An 18,356-nucleotide genomic window follows, 5' to 3' on the forward strand; every position below is an offset into this window, starting at 1 on the left:
TTGGACCGGCTGGATTTCGGCGGAAACGGCGAAACTGGTGGCGAACGGGCACACGCTGGTGCTGGGGCAGAACCCGGCCTGTCCGGCGCGTTCCCGCTGTCTCCCGCTCAGCTGGGCATCTGGTACGCGCAGCACGTCGACCCGCAGGTGCCGGTCACCATCGCGCAGTACGTCGACCTGCACGGTGAGCTGGATGTCGATGTGCTCGAGCGCGCCAGCATCGATGCCTCGCACGAGCTCGGTTCCGGCTTCCTCCGGATCATCGAGCGCGACGGCGAGCCGTTGCAGTACGTCGACCACGCCATCGCCGAGTACGACAAGGTCGTCTACGTCGATCTGCGCGGCGAGGCCGATCCGGCCGCCGCTGCGATGGCGTGGATGCGCGCCGAGTACAGCCGTCCGTTCGACCTGCTGAACGACCGGTTGATCATGATCGCGGCGCTGCAACTGGCCGACGATCATTGGTACTGGTACTCCCGCGCCCACCACATCGCGCTCGACGGCTTCGGCGCGATGACCAACCTCAACCGCATCGCCGAGCTCTACACCGCGTATGTCACCGGCGCCGAACCCGCCGCGTCCAAGGCGACCGATCTGTACACGCTGTACGAGCAGGAGATCGCCTATCGGGAGAGCTCCCGCTTCACCTCCGACAAGGAGTACTGGGCGCAGCGCGTGGACGGGCTGGAAGAGGGCACCAGCCTGACCGGCCGCTCCGCGCCGCCCGCCGCGATCAACGGCATCGTGAGCGCGGCGCTGTCGGACGAGCAGAACAGCTTGCTGGAGGCCGCGGTCGCGCGGCACGATTCCTCGCCCGCCGGTCTGCTGCTGGCCGGTTTCGCCGCGTACCTGGCGCAGTGGAACGGCGTCGAGGACGTCATCCTCAGCCTGCCGGTGACCGCGCGCACCACCGCCGCGATGCGCCGCTCGGGCGGTGTGTCGTCGAACATCGTGCCGCTGCGGCTGCACGTCGGCCACGACACGACGGTGTCGGAGCTGCTCAAGCAGGTGCAGGTCGAGGTCTCCGGCGCGCTGCGTCACCAGCGTTACCGGCACGAGGACATCCGCCGCGACGCGGCCGGCGACGGCGTGGTGACCACGGAGTTCTTCGGGCCGTGGGTCAACATCATGCTGTTCCACGACGAGCTGGTGATGGGACCGATGGTCGGCCAGCTCAGCGTGCTGTCCACCGGCAGCATCGAGGACCTGGGCGTCAACTTCTATCAGTCGGTGGCCGGCACCCGCTCGCACATCGATTTCGAGACCAACCCGAACCTCTACACCGAGGACGAGGCTCGCCGCCACCACGGCCGCTTCCTGGAGTTCTTCGACCGTTTCCTCGCCGCCGAGGTGGACGCCACGGTGTGGGGGCTTCCGGTCGCCACCTCCGGCGAGCGCGAGCGGACGCTGCTGGAGTGGAACGACTCCGAGCAGGAGGTTCCGGAGACCACACTCGCGGCGCTGCTGGACGCGCAGATGCCGTTGGCCCCGGACGACATCGCACTCGATTTCGAGGGCGCGACGCTGACGTATCGGGAGTTCGACGCGCGGGTCAACAGGTTGGCCCGTTTCCTGATCGCCGACGGCGTGGGCCCGGAGTCGCTGGTCGCGCTGGGCATGCGCCGCTCGCTGGAGCTGGTGATCGGCATGCACGCCGTGCTGAAGGCCGGTGGCGCGTACGTGCCGATCGACCCGGACCATCCGGCCGAGCGCACCGCCTACATCCTCGACAGCGCCGCGCCGGTGTGCGTGCTGACGTTGTCGGCCGACGAACTGGAGCTGCCGGAATCGGTGCGCCGGGTGGAGATCGACACCCTGGACACCTCGGCGTATTCGGCGGATCCGGTCACCGACGCCGACCGCCTCGCGCCGCTGCGCCCGGACAACACCGCCTACGTCATCTACACCTCGGGTTCCACCGGTCGCCCCAAGGGCGTGGCGGTCACCCATCACGCGATCGTCAACCAGCAGCTGTGGATGCTCGACGAGTACCGGCTGACCGCGGCGGACGTGTATCTGCAGAAGACCGCGACCACGTTCGACGTGTCGCTGTGGGGCTACTTCCTGCCGCTGCTGGTGGGTGCGAAGCTGGTCATCGCCTCGCCCGACGGGCACCGCGACCCGCTGTACGTGGCGGAGATGATCTCCCGGCACGGCGTCACCGTGACCGACTTCGTCCCGTCCATGCTCACGGTGTTCGTCGCGCACGCCACGCGCGCCCAATGCGCCACGCTGCGCGCGGTGTTCGTGATCGGCGAGGCGTTGCCGCCGGAGACCGCCGCCGGCTTCCGCGCGATCACCGACGCGGGACTGCACAACCTGTACGGCCCGACCGAGGCCGCGGTCTCGGTGACCTATTGGGAAGCGACCGCCGCCGACACGGTGACCGTGCCGATCGGCATCCCGGAGTGGAACGTCCAGGTCTACGTGCTGGATTCGCGGCTGCGTCCGGCCGCGATCGGCGCGCCGGGCGAGCTGTATCTGGGCGGGCGTCAGCTCGCGCGCGGCTACCGCGGCCGTCCCGACCTGACGTCGGATCGCTTCGTCGCCAACCCGTTTTCCCGCACGGGTGAGCGGATGTACCGCACCGGCGACCTGGTGCGCTGGAACGAAGCGGGCACGCTGGAATACATCGGCCGCACCGACTTCCAGGTGAAGTTCCGCGGTCAGCGCATCGAGCTCGGGGAGATCGAGACCGATCTGCTCGCGCATCCCGCGGTCAGCCAGGCCGTGGTGCTGGTGGTGGACACCGCGACCGGCCAGCAGCTGGTGGCCTACGTCGTCCCGGCTCCCGGCCACACCGTGGAGCCGGTGGAGCTGACCAGGTTCGCCGCCGAGCAGCTGCCCAGCTACATGGTGCCCGCGTCGATCATGGTGCTGGACGCCTTCCCGCTGAACACCAGCGGCAAATTGGACCGTAAGGCGCTGCCGGAGCCGGTGTTCAGCGCCGACGCGGGTGATTTCCGCGCGCCGCGCACCCAGGCCGAGCAGATCGTGGCGGGCATCTTCGCCGACGTGCTCAGCCAGGAGCGCATCGGCATCGATGACAACTTCTTCGACCTGGGCGGCAACTCGCTGGTCGCCACCCAGGTGGTGGCGCGCATCGGCGCCGCGTTCGGCACCCAGATCGGGGTGCGCGCGCTGTTCGAGACCCCGACCGTCGCCGGTATCGCGGCGCGCGCCGAGAACGCCGCGCCGGTGGGCGAATCGCGTCCGCCGCTGGTGGCCAAGCAGCTGCCGGAGCGGGTGCCGCTGTCGCTGGCGCAGCAGCGCATGTGGTTCATCAACCAGTTCGACCCCACCGTGCCGACCTACAACCTGCCGTTCGTGGTGCGGTTGCGCGGCCAGGTGGACCTGGACGCGTTGCAGTCGGCGCTGCTGGACGTGGTCGAGCGGCAGCAGTCGCTGCGCACGATCTTCCCCGAGTCCGGCGACGGCGGCTACCAGCAGGTGCTTCCGGTCGACCAGGTCGAGCTGGGCATCGAGGTGCAGCCGATCGACGAGGCCGAATTGCACGGCGCGCTGGCCGAATTCGCCGCGCGCGGCTTCGACGTCTCGCATGAGCTGCCGATCCGGGTGCGGGTCTTCGCGGTCACCGGCGGCCGCGGCAACGGCGTCGCCGACTACGCGGTGGCGTTCGTCGTGCACCACATCGCGGCCGACGGCTTCTCCTTCGGCCCGCTGGCGCGCGACGTGGCCGCCGCCTACCTGTCCCGCACCGCGGGCGAGGCGCCGAGCTGGGCGCCGCTGCCGGTGCAGTACCAGGACTTCAGCGTCTGGCAGCGCGAGCTGCTGGGCGCCGAATCCGATCCCGCGTCGATGGCGGCGCGCGAGATCGCCTACTGGCGTAGGGCGCTGGCGGGTCTACCCGACCAGCTGGACCTGCCCGCGGACCGTCCGCGTCCGCCGGTGCAGAGCTTCCACGGCAGTCGGGTGAGCTTCGACATCGATGCCGAGCTGCACCGCGGGCTCGTCGCACTTGCCCGCGCGCAGGGCGTGAGCCTGTTCATGGTCATGCACGCGTCGCTGGCCGTGCTGCTGGCCCGGTTGTCCGGCACCAGCGACATCGCGATCGGCACCCCGGTCGCCGGGCGCGGTGAGCAGGCGCTCGACGACCTGATCGGCATGTTCGTCAACACCCTGGTGCTGCGGTCGGAGGTGGACGGCAGCGAGCCGTTCGCCGAATTCCTCGGCCGCACCAGGGAAACCGACCTCGCGGCGTTCGCGTTCGCCGACGTGCCGTTCGAGCGGCTGGTCGAGGTGCTCAACCCGACCCGTTCGCAGGCGCGCCACCCGCTGTTCCAGGTGATGCTGTCGTTCCAGGAGATGTCGCACGCGACCCTGGAACTGCCGGGGCTCTCGGTCACCGCCGACGAGCTCGAGGTCGACATCGCCAAGTTCGACCTGCAGTGGACGGTCACCGAGGAACGCGGCGCGAACGGCGAGCCCGCGGGCATGGGCGCGGTCATCTCCTTCGCCACCGATCTGTTCGACGCGCCGACCGTCGCCGAATTCGGCCGCCGCTACCTGCGCGTGCTGGAAGCCGCCGTCGCCGCGCCGGAAAAGGCAGTGCGCGACATCGAGATCCTCGATGAGGCCGAGCGCGACCGCGTGCTCGCCGAGTGGAACCACACCGGTCACGACGTGCCCGCCGCCACCGTGCTGGAGTTGTTCGCCGAGCAGGTGCGGGGCAGGCCGGACGATCCGGCGGTCGTGTTCGACGGCGGCTCGCGCGGCGCGCAGGATTTCGGCGCGCCGGTCGAACTGACCTACGCCGAGTTCGCCGGGCGGGTGAATCGACTGGCGCGCAAGCTGATCGAGACGGGCGTCGGCCCCGAGACGCTGGTCGCGGTCGGCATCCGCCGGTCGGTGGACATGCTGGTGGCGATCTACGCCACGCTCACCGCGGGCGGCGGCTACGTGCCCATCGACCCCGACCACCCCGCCGAGCGCACCGAATACGTGCTCGACAGCTCCGCGCCGGTGTGCCTGCTCACCACCACGGCCGACGACGTCGCCGCCGCGGGAATCCCGGTGCTGACGCTGGACACCCTCGACCTGAGCGGATTCGGTGACGAGCCGGTCACCGACGCCGAGCGCCGCGCACCGCTGCGCGCCGCCAACACCGCCTACGTGCTCTACACCTCCGGCTCGACCGGCCGCCCAAAGGGCGTCGCGGTCAGCCATGCCTCGGTGCTCAACCAGATCGCCTGGATCACCGCCGAATACCGGATCGGCCCGGCCGATGTGATCCTGCAGAAGACGCCGGTCACCTTCGACGTGTCGGTGTGGGAGCTGTTCGGCACGCTGGCCGTCGGCGCCCGCATGCTGATCGCCGCGCCCGACGGCCACCGCGATCCGATCTACCTGTCGGAGATCATCGGGCGGCACCGGGTCACCATGACCTCGTTCGTGCCGTCCATGCTGTCGGTGTTCGCCGGGTCCGCGGACACCGCCGAATGCGCCTCGCTGCGTGCGGTTCTCGTCGCCGGTGAGGCGCTGCCGCCCGCGACCGTCACCGCGTTCCGGCAGTTCTCCACGGCCGCGGTGCACAACCTGTACGGCCCGACCGAGTTCACCGTGCACGCCACGGCCTGGCACGTCAACGGGTTCGCCCCCACGTCGGTGCCGATCGGCCGTCCGGTGTGGAACGCGCAGACCTACGTGCTGGACGAGGGCCTCGCGCCCGTTCCGGTCGGCGTCCCCGGCGAGCTGTACCTCGGCGGCGTGCAGACCGCCCGCGGCTACCACGGCCGCCCCGATCTGTCCGCCGAGCGGTTCGTCGCCGACCCGTTCGGCCCGCCCGGCTCCCGCCTGTACCGCACCGGCGACCTGGTGCGCTGGGTGCAGCCGCGCGATCCCGAAGTGGGCAGCGCGGGCGTGCTGGAGTACATCGGCCGCACCGACTTCCAGGTGAAGTTCCGCGGTCAGCGCATCGAGCTCGGCGAGATCGAGACCGCCCTGCTCGACCACCCGGCCGTCACCCAGGCCGTGGTGCTGGTGATGGACACCGTCGCGGGTGATCAGCTGGTCGCCTACGTGGTGACCGGAGCGGGCCCGGTCGACCTGGACAGCATCAAGAACGCGCTGCACCGCACGCTGCCCGCGTACATGGTGCCCTCGGCGATCGTGGTGCTGGAAGCGTTCCCGCTGAACGCCTCCGGCAAGCTGGACCGCAAGGCGCTGCCGGCGCCGGTGTTCGAGGTGCGCGAATTCCGTGCGCCGACCACACCGATCGAGGAGATCGTCGCGCAGATCTTCGGCGAGGTGCTGGGCATCTCCCGCGTCGGCGTGGACGACGACTTCTTCGAGCTGGGCGGCAATTCGCTGATCGCCACCCAGGTCGCCTCCCGCCTCGGCATCGCGCTGGACACCCGGGTGCCGGTGCGCATGCTGTTCGAGGCGTCCACGGTGGCCGCGCTGGCCGCGCGGGTGGAGTCGCACGCCGGGGACGGCGCGCGCAAGGCGCTGGTGGCCCGGCATCGTCCGGAGCAGGTACCGCTGTCGCTGGCACAGCAGCGCATGTGGTTCCTCAACCGGTTCGACACCTCCTCGGCGGTGAACAACATCCCGGTCGCCATCCGGTTGTCCGGTGATCTGGACATCGCCGCGTTGCAGGTCGCGGTCATCGACGTGATCGATCGGCACGAGTCGCTGCGGACGGTGTTCCCGGAGACCAAGACCGGCCCGGTGCAGGTGGTGCTGGACGCCGCGCAGATCGTGCCGGACCTGACCCCGGTGCCGGTGACCGAGCACAACCTGATCGATCACCTGGTCGAGCTGGCTTCGATGGCGTTCGACGTGACCAGCGAAGTGCCGCTGCACGCGCGGCTGTTCGAGATCAGCGAGACCGAGTACGTGCTCGGCATGGTGGTGCATCACATCTCCGCCGACGGCTGGTCGATGGGACCGCTGGCCCGCGACGTCATGGTGGCCTACGCCGCGCGCACGTCGTGGGAGGCGCCGGCGTGGTCGGCGCTGCCGGTGCAGTACGCCGACTACGCGCTGTGGCAGCGCGAGGTGCTCGGTTCCGAGGACGACCCGAGTTCGCTGATCGCCAACCAGATCCGTTACTGGACGCGCGAACTGGCCGATCTGCCCGACGAATTGACGCTGCCCTCGGACCGGCCGCGCCCGGCGGTCGCCTCCTACCGCGGCGGCACCTATCCGTTCGTGATCTCCGGCGAGACCCAGCGCGCCCTGATCGAGCTGGGCCGCAGGCACAACGCCTCGCTGTTCATGGTGCTGCACAGCGCGCTGGCGGTGCTGCTGGCGCGCGCCAGCGGCACCAGCGACATCGCCATCGGCACCCCGGTCGCAGGTCGCGGTGAGGCCGCGCTGGACGATCTGATCGGCATGTTCGTCAACACCCTGGTGCTGCGCACCGAGGTGGACGGCGCGATGACCTTCGCCGATCTGCTCGCCCGCGCGCGCGAGACCGACCTGCACGCGTTCGCGCACGCCGACGTGCCGTTCGAGCGATTGGTCGAGGTGCTGAACCCGGCGCGTTCGCAGGCGCGCCACCCGCTGTTCCAGGTGATGCTGACCTTCCAGAACACCCGGCAGGCGAGCCTGGAGCTGCCCGGTCTGTCGGTCAACGGCATCGACTACGACGCGCGGCTGGCCAAGTTCGACCTACAGCTGACCCTGTCGGAGACGCAGGACGAGCAGGGCGAATCGGCGGGCATGTCGGCCGAGTTCTCCTACGCTCTCGATCTTTTCGACGAGCCGACCGTCGCGGCGTTCGCCCGCCGCCTCGACCGCATCCTCGCGGCCGTGACCGCCGACCCGGACGTTCCGATCGGCGACATCGAGTTGCTCGCGTCCGAGGAACGCGCGCGGGTGCTGATCGACTGGAACGACACCACGCACCCGGTGGACCAGGTCGCGACGCTCGTGTCGCTGTTCGACGCGCAGGCCGCGGCCACGCCCGACGCGATCGCGCTCGACTTCGACGACGAGCGGCTGACCTACCGCCAGTTGCAGGAGCGGGCCAACCGCATCGCCCGCCAGCTCATCGGCGCGGGCGTCGGCCCGGAATCGCTGGTGGCACTGGCGTTGCGGCGTTCCACCGAGTTGGTCGTCGCGATGTACGCGGTGGTGCAGACGGGCGCGGCCTACGTGCCGCTGGACCCGGACCAGCCCGCCGAGCGGATCAACTACATCATCGAGACCGCGCGGCCGCGGATGATCCTGTACCGGTCGGCCGACGGCTTCGGCCTCGACCCGCAGCCGGAAGTGACCGCGCTGTCGGTGGAGGGCATCGAGGGCGTGCCCGGTTTCGCCGCGACCAGCGGCGCGCCGATCACCGACGACGAGCGCACGCGCCCGCTGCGGCCGGAGAACACCGCCTACGTGATCTTCACCTCCGGTTCCACCGGTCGCCCGAAGGGTGTGGCGGTCAGCCATGCCGCGATCGTCAACCGGCTGCTGTGGATGCAGCACGCGTACCCGATCGGCTCCCAGGACGCGGTGCTGCAGAAGACGCCCGCGACGTTCGACGTGTCGGTGTGGGAGTTCTTCTGGCCGTTGCAGACCGGCGCCAGGCTGGTCGTCGCGAAGCCGGACGGGCACCGCGACCCGGTGTACCTGTCCCGGATCATCGCCGAGAAGGAAATCACCACGGCGCATTTCGTGCCGTCCATGCTCTCGGTGTTCGTCTCCACGCTGGGCAACGAGAACGGCGACGGCCTGCCCGCGCCGCGGCTGCGGCAGGTCTTCGCCTCCGGTGAGGCGCTGCCCGCGCAGACGGCGCAGCGTTTGCGCGAGCTGACCGGCGCGCGTCTGCACAACCTGTACGGCCCGACCGAGGCCGCCGTCGACGTGACGTATCACGAAGCGACCGACGCCGACACGGTGTCGGTGCCGATCGGACGTCCGGTGTGGAACACCCGCGTCTTCGTGCTCGACAGCCGCCTGCACCCGGTCGCGCCGGGTGTCGCGGGTGAGCTGTATCTCGCGGGCGAGCAGCTGGCACTGGGCTACCTGGGCCGTTCGGATCTCACCGCCGACCGGTTCGTGGCCAACCCCTACGGCGCGCCGGGCGACCGGATGTACCGCACCGGTGACTTGGTGGCCTGGACCCCGGCCGGCGAGCTGGACTACCTGGGCCGCACCGACTTCCAGGTGAAGTTGCGCGGTCTGCGCATCGAGCTGGGCGAGATCGAGTCGGCGCTGCTGGCGCAGCCCGGGATCGCGCAGGCGGTGGTCGTGCTGCGCGCCGACGCGCACGCCGGCGACCAGCTGGTGGGCTACCTGGTCTGCGAACCGTATGTGGCCGTCGACATCGACGAGGTGAAGACCGCGCTGTCGGCGGCGCTGCCGGGCTACATGGTCCCGGCCGCGCTGGTCGTGCTGGACGCGTTCCCGGTGAACGCCTCCGGCAAGCTGGATCGTAAAGCGCTGCCCGCCCCGGTGTTCGAGGCCAGAGTCTTCCGCGCCCCCTCGACGCCGATCGAGGAGATCGTCGCGGAGATCTTCGCCGACCTGCTCGGCGTGCCGCGCGTCGGCGTGGACGACGACTTCTTCGAACTCGGCGGCAACTCCCTGGTGGCAACCCAGGTGGTCGCCCGCCTCAGCGCGGCGCTGAACACCGAGGTCGGCGTGCGCGTGCTGTTCGAGGCACCGACCGTGGCCGCGCTGGCCGCGCGGGTCGAGTCGCACGCGGGCAGCGGTGCGCGCCAAGCGCTCACGGCACAGGTGCGTCCTGAGCATCCGCCGCTGTCGCTGGCGCAGCAGCGCATGTGGTTCCTCAACCGTTTCGACGCAGATTCCGCCGCGAACAACATCCCGGCCGCGGTGCGGCTGGAGGGCGCGCTGGATCTGGACGCCCTGCGCGGCGCGATCGCCGACGTGGTCGCGCGGCACGAATCGCTGCGCACCATCTACCCGTCCCGCGACGGTGTCGCCTACCAGCGGGTGCTGAACGCCACGAGGGCCATCCCGGATCTGGACGTCGTCGAGGTGGCCGAGGGGCAACTGCTCGGCGTCCTCTACGAATTCGTCGAGCGCGGCTTCGACGTGACCACCCGCCCGCCGGTGCGCCTGCGCGCCTACCGGCTCGGTCACGACGACTACGTGCTGGTCGTCGTGGTGCACCACATCGCCGCGGATGGCTTCTCCATGCGCCCGCTGGTGCGCGACCTGATGACCGCCTACGTGGCGCGGACCTCCGCGGCCCAGCCGGGCTGGCCGCCGCTGGCCGTGCAGTACGTGGACTTCGCGCTGTGGCAGCGCGACACGCTCGGCTCCGAGGACGACCCGACCTCGCTCATCTCCGAGCAGCTGGACTACTGGCGCGAGACGCTGGCCGGGCTGCCCGACGAGCTGCGCCTGCCCGGTCGCCCGCGGCCCGCCGTCGCCTCCTACGGCGCGGGCACCTACCGGTTCCGGGTGCCGGGCGAGCTGATCGAGGACCTGAACCGGGTCGCGCAGACGCACGGCAGCACGCTGTTCATGGTGGTGCACAGCGCGTTCGCCGCCCTGCTGGCGCGGTTGAGCGGCTCCGACGACATCGCCATCGGCATCCCGGTGGCCGGACGCGGCGAGCAGGCGCTCGACGACCTGGTCGGCATGTTCGTCAACACCTTGGTGCTGCGCGCCGAAGTGGACCCCGGCGACTCGTTCGCCGATCTGCTCGCCCGGGTCCGCGAGCGCGACCTGCAGGCGTTCGCGCACGCCGACGTGCCGTTCGAGCGGCTGGTCGAGGTGCTCAACCCGGCCCGCTCGCAGGCGCGGCACCCGCTGTTCCAGGTGATGCTGTCGTTCCAGAACCTCGGCCGCACCGCGCTGGAGCTGCCCGGTCTCACCGTCTCCGAGCTGGGCATCGACCAGCCGACGGCGAAGTTCGACCTGCAGCTCACGCTCAGCGAGGTCCCCGGCGGCGAGGCGGCGATGGACGCCGAACTCGTCTACGCCACCGACCTGTTCGACGGCGTGTTCGCCGGGACGTTCGCCGAGCGCTTCGTGCGCGTGTTGCGCGGTGTCGCCGCCGAGCCGTCGGTCACCGTCGGTGACATCGAGCTGCTGGACGACGCCGAGCGGTCTTTGGTGATCGAGCGGTGGAACGCCACCGAGTTCGCGGTCGACGCCGCGCTCACCTCGCCGGTCGGCGACGCCGCGGCGACGCTGGTCTCGCTGTTCGAGGCCCAGGTCGCGCGTACCCCCGACAGCCCGGCGGTCACGTTCGAGGGGACAAGTCTGTCCTACGCCGAGTTCGCCCGCCGGGTCCACCAGCTGGCGCGCTGGCTCAAGGTCAACGGCGTCGGCCCGGAGTCGTATGTGGCACTGGGTATGCGCCGCTCGATCGACCTGGTGGTCGGCATGTACGCGGTGAACGCCGCGGGTGGCGCGTACGTGCCGCTGGATCCGGACCATCCGGCCGAGCGCATCGACTACATCCTGGAGACCGCGCGCCCGGTGTGCGTGCTGACCTCCGGTTCCGACCTGGAGACCACGGTTTCCCGGCAGGTGCGCATCGATGAACTCGACCTGTCGGAGTTCTCCGACGAGCCGCTGACCGACGCCGATCGGCACAAGCCGCTGCGTCCGGCCAACACCGCGTACGTGATCTTCACGTCCGGTTCGACCGGCCGTCCGAAGGGTGTGGCGGTCTCGCACGCCGCGATCGTCAACCGCCTGGTGTGGATGCACGCCGAGTACGGGCTGGCGGCTTATGACGTGGTGCTCCAGAAGACGCCCGCGACGTTCGACGTGTCGGTGTGGGAGTTCTTCTGGCCGTTGCAGGTCGGGGCGCGCCTGGTGGTCGCGAAGCCGGACGGCCATCGCGATCCCGCGTACCTGGCGCGCCTGATCGTCGACGAGCAGGTCACCACGGTGCATTTCGTGCCGTCGATGCTGTCGGTGTTCGTCGCCGAGGAACGAGCGGCCGGATGCACCAGCCTGCGCAACGTCTTCGCCTCCGGTGAGGCGCTGCCCGCGGTGACCGCGCAGAAGCTGCGCGAGCTGACCGGCGCGCGTCTGCACAACCTGTACGGCCCGACCGAGGCCGCGGTCGATGTCACCTTCCACGAGGTGACCGAGTCCGACGCGGTGTCGGTGCCGATCGGCGCCCCGGTGTTCAACACCCAGGTCTACGTGCTGGACTCGCGGTTGCGGCCGGTCCCGGTCGGGGTGCCGGGCGAGCTGTACCTCGCGGGCGCGCAGCTGGCGCACGGTTACGTGGGCCGCCCCGATCTGACCACCGAGCGCTTCGTGGCCAACCCGTTCGGCGACGCCGAGCGCATGTACCGCACCGGCGACCTGGTGGCCTGGACCGAAGACGGCGAGCTGGAGTACTTGGGCCGCACCGACTTCCAGGTGAAGGTGCGCGGTCTGCGCATCGAGCTGGGCGAGATCGAGTCGGCGCTCACGGCGCTGGACTCGGTGGCGCAGGCGGTGGTCGTGGTGCGCACCGATGAGCGCACCGGTGACCAGCTGGTCGCGTATCTGGTGACGGACCCGGACCGGGTGGTGGACGTCGACGCGGTCAAGGCCGAACTCGGGGCGCGACTGCCGGGGTACATGGTGCCCACGGCCTATGTGGTGCTCGACGAGTTCCCGTTGAACGCTTCCGGCAAGCTGGATCGCAAGGCGCTGCCGGAGCCGGTGTTCGAGGCCGAGGTGTTCCGCGCGCCCGCCACGCCGGTGCAGGAGATCGTGGCCGAGACCTTCGCCGAGGTGCTCGGCGTGGACCGGGTCGGCCTGGACGACGACTTCTTCGCCCTCGGCGGCAACTCGCTGGTCGCCACCCAGGTGGCGGCGCGGCTGGGCGAGGCGCTGAACACGCAGGTCCCGGTGCGGGTGCTGTTCGAGGCGTCCACCGTCGTTGCGCTGGCGGCGAAGGTGGAATCGGCCGCCGGGCAAGGCGGCCGGACGCCGCTGGTCGCGCAGGAGCGCCCAGAGCTGGTGCCGCTGTCGCTCGCCCAGCAGCGGATGTGGTTCCTCAACCGGTTCGACAACCGCACCGCGGTGAACAACATCCCGGTGGCGCTGCGGCTGACCGGTGCACTCGACGTCGCCGCGCTGAGTGCGGCCGTCAACGACGTGCTCGCACGGCACGAGGCGCTGCGGACGGTCTACCCGGAGGTGGAGGGCACCGGCTACCAGCGTGTCCTGCCGGTGGGCGAGGTCGCTTTCGACCTGGTCGCCGAACCCGTCGCGGGGGAGCAGCTGCCCGCGCGGATCGTGGAGCTGGCGAGCGCAGCCTTCGACGTGACCGCGGAGATCGGATTCCGGGCGAGCCTGCTCGCGCTGTCGGCGACCGACCACGTCGCGGTGCTGGTCATGCACCACATCAGCGCGGACGGTTTCTCGCTGCGGCCGCTGCTGCGCGACGTCGTGCTCGCCTACACCGAGCGCGCCCGCGGCGAGGCGCCGTCCTGGGCCCCCCTCGAGGTGCAATACGCCGACTACGCGCTGTGGCAGCGCGAGGTGCTCGGCAGCGAAACCGATCCGGACTCCGTGGCGGCCCGGCAGATCGCCTACTGGACCGAGCAACTGCGTGATCTGCCCGATCAGATCGAGCTGCCCGCCGACCGGCCCCGGCCGGAGATCGCCGCCAACGCCGGTGGCACGCACGACTTCGCGGTCGACGCGCAGGTGCACGAGGCGCTCGCCGAGCTGGCGCGCGCCCGCGGCGTGACGCTGTTCATGGTCGTGCACGCCGCGCTGGCGGTGTGGGCGGGCCGATTGTCCGGCAGCACCGACGTCGCGATCGGCACGCCGATCGCGGGCCGCGGTGAACGCGCGCTCGACGACGTCGTCGGCATGTTCGTCAACACGCTGGTGCTGCGCAGCGAGGTCGACCCGGGCGCCGGGTTCGCCGAACTGCTCGAGCAGGTGCGCCGCACCGATCTGGCCGCGTTCGCCAACGCCGACGTGCCGTTCGAGCGTCTGGTGGACGTGCTCAGCCCGGTGCGCTCGCAGGCGCACCACCCGCTGTTCCAGGTCGCGCTGACCTTCGAGGCCGCCTCGGCGGCCGCGCTCGGCGCCGTCGCGCTGCCCGGCGGCCTCGAAGTCGCCGCCGTCGACTTCGACCCGGGCACCGCGAAATTCGACGTGCAGCTCACCGTGGGCGAGGCCGCCGACGGCGGGCTGACGCTGTCGTGGAACTACGCCACCGAGCTGTTCGACCCGGAGACGGTGGCCGCGTTCGCCGATCGGTTCGTGCGTATCCTGCGTGGTGTCGCCGAGGATCCGCATGTCGCCATCGGCGACATCGATCTGCTCGGCGAGGGCGAGCGGCTGGACGTCTCGCAGCGCTGGGTGTCCTCCGGCGCCGAGAGCGTCGCCGGCTCGTTCGCCGATCCGGACATCACCCTGGTCGGGTTGTTCGACGCGGCCGTGGCCGCGCACCCCAACCGCGTCGCGGCCCGCTTCGGCGTGGAGACGCTGACCTATGCCGAACTGGACCGGCGCGCGAACGTGCTGGCGCGCAGGCTGATCAGCGACGGCGCGGGACCGGAGACGCTGGTCGCGGTGATCCTGCCGCGGTCGCTGGACCTCGTGGTCGCGCTGCTGGCCGTGGTGAAGACCGGCGCGGGATACGTACCGGTCGACCCGACCTACCCGGCCGAGCGCATCGCGTATGTGCTCGCCGACTCCCGGCCCACCAGCGTGGTGCTCGACTCCACGGTGCAGGTCGAGGTGCCCGCCGGGCTGCCGTCGGTCGTGCTCGACGGGTTCGCGGTGGAGACCGGCAACGTCGAGGACGCCGACGACGCCCCGATCACCGACGCCGACCGCAACGCCGCGCTCACCCCGGACAACGTCGCGTACGTGATCTACACCTCCGGCTCGACCGGCCGCCCGAAGGGCGTCGCGGTCGCGCACCGGAACGTGGTGCGGCTGTTCGCGAACACCGACCGCGACTTCGGTTTCGGGCCCGAGGACGTGTGGACCTTGTTCCACAGCTACGCCTTCGACTTCTCGGTGTGGGAACTGTGGGGTCCGCTGCTGTTCGGCGGCACCCTCGTGGTGGTCGACTACTACACCTCGCGCTCACCCGAGCAGTTCCTGGAACTGCTGCGCGCCGAGCGCGTCACGGTGCTCAACCAGACCCCGTCGGCGTTCTACCAGCTGGCCGAGGCCGACCGGAACGCCGCGCCCGACGCCGCGCCGCTGGCGCTGCGCTACGTGGTGTTCGGCGGCGAGGCGCTGGAACTGCGCAGGCTGTCGGAGTGGGTGGCGCGCCACGGCGACGGCACCGGCGCGTCCGCCGGACCGCTGCTGGTCAACATGTACGGCATCACCGAGACCACGGTGCACGTGTCCTACCGCGCGCTGGACGCCGCGACCATCGCCGCCGCCTCCGGCAGCGTGGTCGGCCGCGCCATCGCCGGGCTGCGGGTGTACGTGCTCGACAGCAGGCTGCGCCCGGTGCCGGTCGGCGTCGCGGGCGAGATGTACGTGGCCGGACCGCAATTGGCGCGCGGCTACCTCGGCCGCGCCGATCTGTCGGCGACCCGCTTCGTCGCCGACCCGCTGGGCGACGCGCCGGGCGGGCGGCTGTACCGCTCCGGCGACCTGGCGCGCTGGAACCGTTTCGGCGAGCTGGAATACCTCGGCCGCGCCGACGATCAGGTGAAGGTGCGCGGCTTCCGCATCGAGCTCGGCGAGATCGAGTCCGCGATCCTGGCGCAGCCGGGCATCGCGCAAGCCGCGGTCGTCGTGCGCGAGGACCAGCCCGGCGATCAGCGGATCGTCGCGTACGTGGTGTCCGAGCCGGGCGCGGAGCCGGTGCTCGACGCGGTACGCGACGGCGCGGCCGCGCAGCTGCCCGCCTACATGGTGCCCTCGGCCGTGGTGCGGCTGGAGTGGATCCCGTTGACGGTCAACGGGAAGCTGGACCGCCGCGCGCTGCCCGCGCCGACGGCGACTTCGCGCGCGTTCCGCGCGCCGGTCACCCCGGTGCAGGAGACCGTCGCGGCGGTGTTCGCCGACGTGCTCGGCCTGGAACGGGTCGGCGTGGACGACGACTTCTTCGACCTCGGCGGCAACTCGCTGATCGCGACCAGGGTGGTCGCCCGCATCGGCGCCGCGCTGGGCACGACCGTCGCGGTGCGCACCCTGTTCGAGGCGTCCACCGTGGAAGCGCTCGCCGCGCGAGTGGAATCGCACGCCGACGGCGCCGCCCGCGCCCGGCTGGTCGCGCGCGAGCGCGCGGCGGGCGAACTGGTGCCGCTGTCGTTCGCGCAGCAGCGCATGTGGTTCCTGAACAAGTACGACACCGCCTCGGCGGCCTACAACCTGCCGATCGCCATCAGGCTCACCGGCGCGCTGGACGTCGAGGCGCTGCGGCTGGCGGTGGCCGACGTGGTGCGCAGGCACGAATCGCTGCGCACCCGGTACCCGGAGCACGGCGGCACCCCGGTGCAGGTGATCGTGCCCGCCGAGGACATCGCCCTCGACCTGCACCCCGTTGCGGTCGATCCGGCGCGGCTGGTCGAGACGGTGACCGAGTTCGTCACCACCGGATTCGATGTGGCCGAACAGGTTCCGCTGCGCACCCGGCTGTACACGGCCGGGCCGGACGAGCACGTGCTCGTCGTGGTGGTGCACCACATCGCGGCCGACGGCTTCTCGATGGGCCCGTTGACTCGCGACGTGATGGCCGCCTACACCGCGCGCAGCGCCGGTAGCGCTCCCGGCTGGGCCCCGCTGGTGGTGCAGTACGCCGACTTCGCGGTCTGGCAGCGGGAAATCCTCGGGTCCGAGGACGATCCCGACTCGCTGCTGGCGAAGCAGGTCGCCTACTGGCGGCGCGCGCTCGACGACATCCCCGACGAGCTCGCTCTGCCCACCGACCGCCCGCGTCCGGCCGTCGCCTCGCATCGCGGCGCGACGCTGCACCGCGAGCTGTCCGGTGACCTGGTCGCCGCATTGGAGGAAGTGGCGCGGCAGCGCGGTGCGTCGCTGTTCATGGTGATGCACAGCGCGCTGGCGGTGTTGCTGGCGCGGCTGTCCGGCAGCGACGACGTCGCGGTCGGCACCCCGGTCGCGGGCCGCGGTGAAGCCGCGCTCGACGACCTGGTCGGCATGTTCGTCAACACGTTGGTGCTGCGGACGGGCATCGAGCCGGGCGAGTCGTTCGCCGGGCTGCTCGACCGGGTGCGCCGCACCGACCTGGACGCCTACGGCAACGCCGACGTGCCGTTCGAGCGGCTGGTGGAACTGCTCGCGCCGGAGCGCTCGCAGGCCCGCAACCCGCTGTTCCAGGTGATGCTGGCGTTCCAGAACCTGGAGCGCACCACCCTGGAGTTGCCTGGCCTTTCGGTGTCCGCACTGGACCTGGAAGAGAACGTCGCCCGCTTCGACCTGCAGTTCACCCTCGCCGAGCGCGGTGAATCCGGCTCCGGGGCCATGGCTTTGGCGCTGACCTACGCCACCGAGCTGTTCGACGAGGCGACCGCGGCGGCCATCGTGGACCGCTGGGAACGCGTGCTCGCGGCCGTGGCGGCCGACGCGTCGGTCGCCGTCGGCGCGATCGACGTGCTCGATGCCGCCGAGCGGGCCGACCTGATCGCGCGCAACGGCGCGCCCGCCACACCCGCGCGGACGCTGCCGGACCTGATCGCCGAGGCCGCCGCCATCGACCCCGAGGCGCCCGCCGTGGTGTTCCAGGGCAGAAGTGTGTCCTACGGCGAGCTGGACGAACGGTCGAACCGCCTGGCCCGCTTGCTGATCGAGCGCGGCATCGGCACCGAGGATCTGGTGGCGGTCGCCGTGCCTCGGTCGGACGAGTCGTACTTCGCCGAGTGGGCGGTGTCCAAGTCCGGCGGCGCGTTCGTGCCGATCGACCCGACCTACCCCGCCGATCGCATCGCGCACATGGTCACCGACTCGGGCTCGCCGATCGGTCTGACCGTGGCGTCGGTGCGCCCCGAACTGCCCGAGTCGGTCGAGTGGCTGGTGCTCGACGAGCTGGATCTCGACGGGTTCGACGACGCCGCGGTCACCGACGCCGACCGGGTGCGCCCGGTGCGGCCGGAGCACCCCGCGTACGTCATCTACACCTCCGGTTCCACCGGTGTGCCCAAGGGCGTCGTGGTCACCCACGCCGGTCTGGCCAACTTCCGGGATGAACAGAACGCTCGTTACGACGTCGACTCCGACACGCGCGCATTGCATTTCGCTTCGCCCAGCTTCGACGCCTCGATCCTGGAATTCCTGCTGGCGATCGGCCGCGGCGGTGCCCTGGTGGTCTGCCCGCCCGGCGTGTACGGCGGCGAGGAACTGTCCGAGCTGATCCGCGCCGAGCGGGTCACGCACGCGTTCATCACCCCGTCGGTGCTCGCCTCGCTGGATTCGGCCGCGCTGGCCGGCATGCGGGTGATCGTGGCCGGTGGTGAAGCCGT

1 protein-coding gene (running past one end of the window) is annotated in these 18,356 nt (G+C 71.0%); it reads left to right on the top strand.

Annotated features, from left to right (window positions below; translation table 11 throughout):
• Positions 1-18,356: part of a non-ribosomal peptide synthase/polyketide synthase coding region (locus tag GVY64_RS19770; protein WP_159843529.1), annotated on the top strand (this coding region is incomplete at its 3' end). The annotated region continues 17,415 nt past the right edge of the window; the window shows 18,356 of its 35,771 annotated nt.

The sequence above is a fragment of the Nocardia sp. CY41 genome (assembly GCF_009829325.1).
In the GTDB taxonomy this organism is placed as follows: Bacteria; Actinomycetota; Actinomycetes; order Mycobacteriales; family Mycobacteriaceae; genus Nocardia.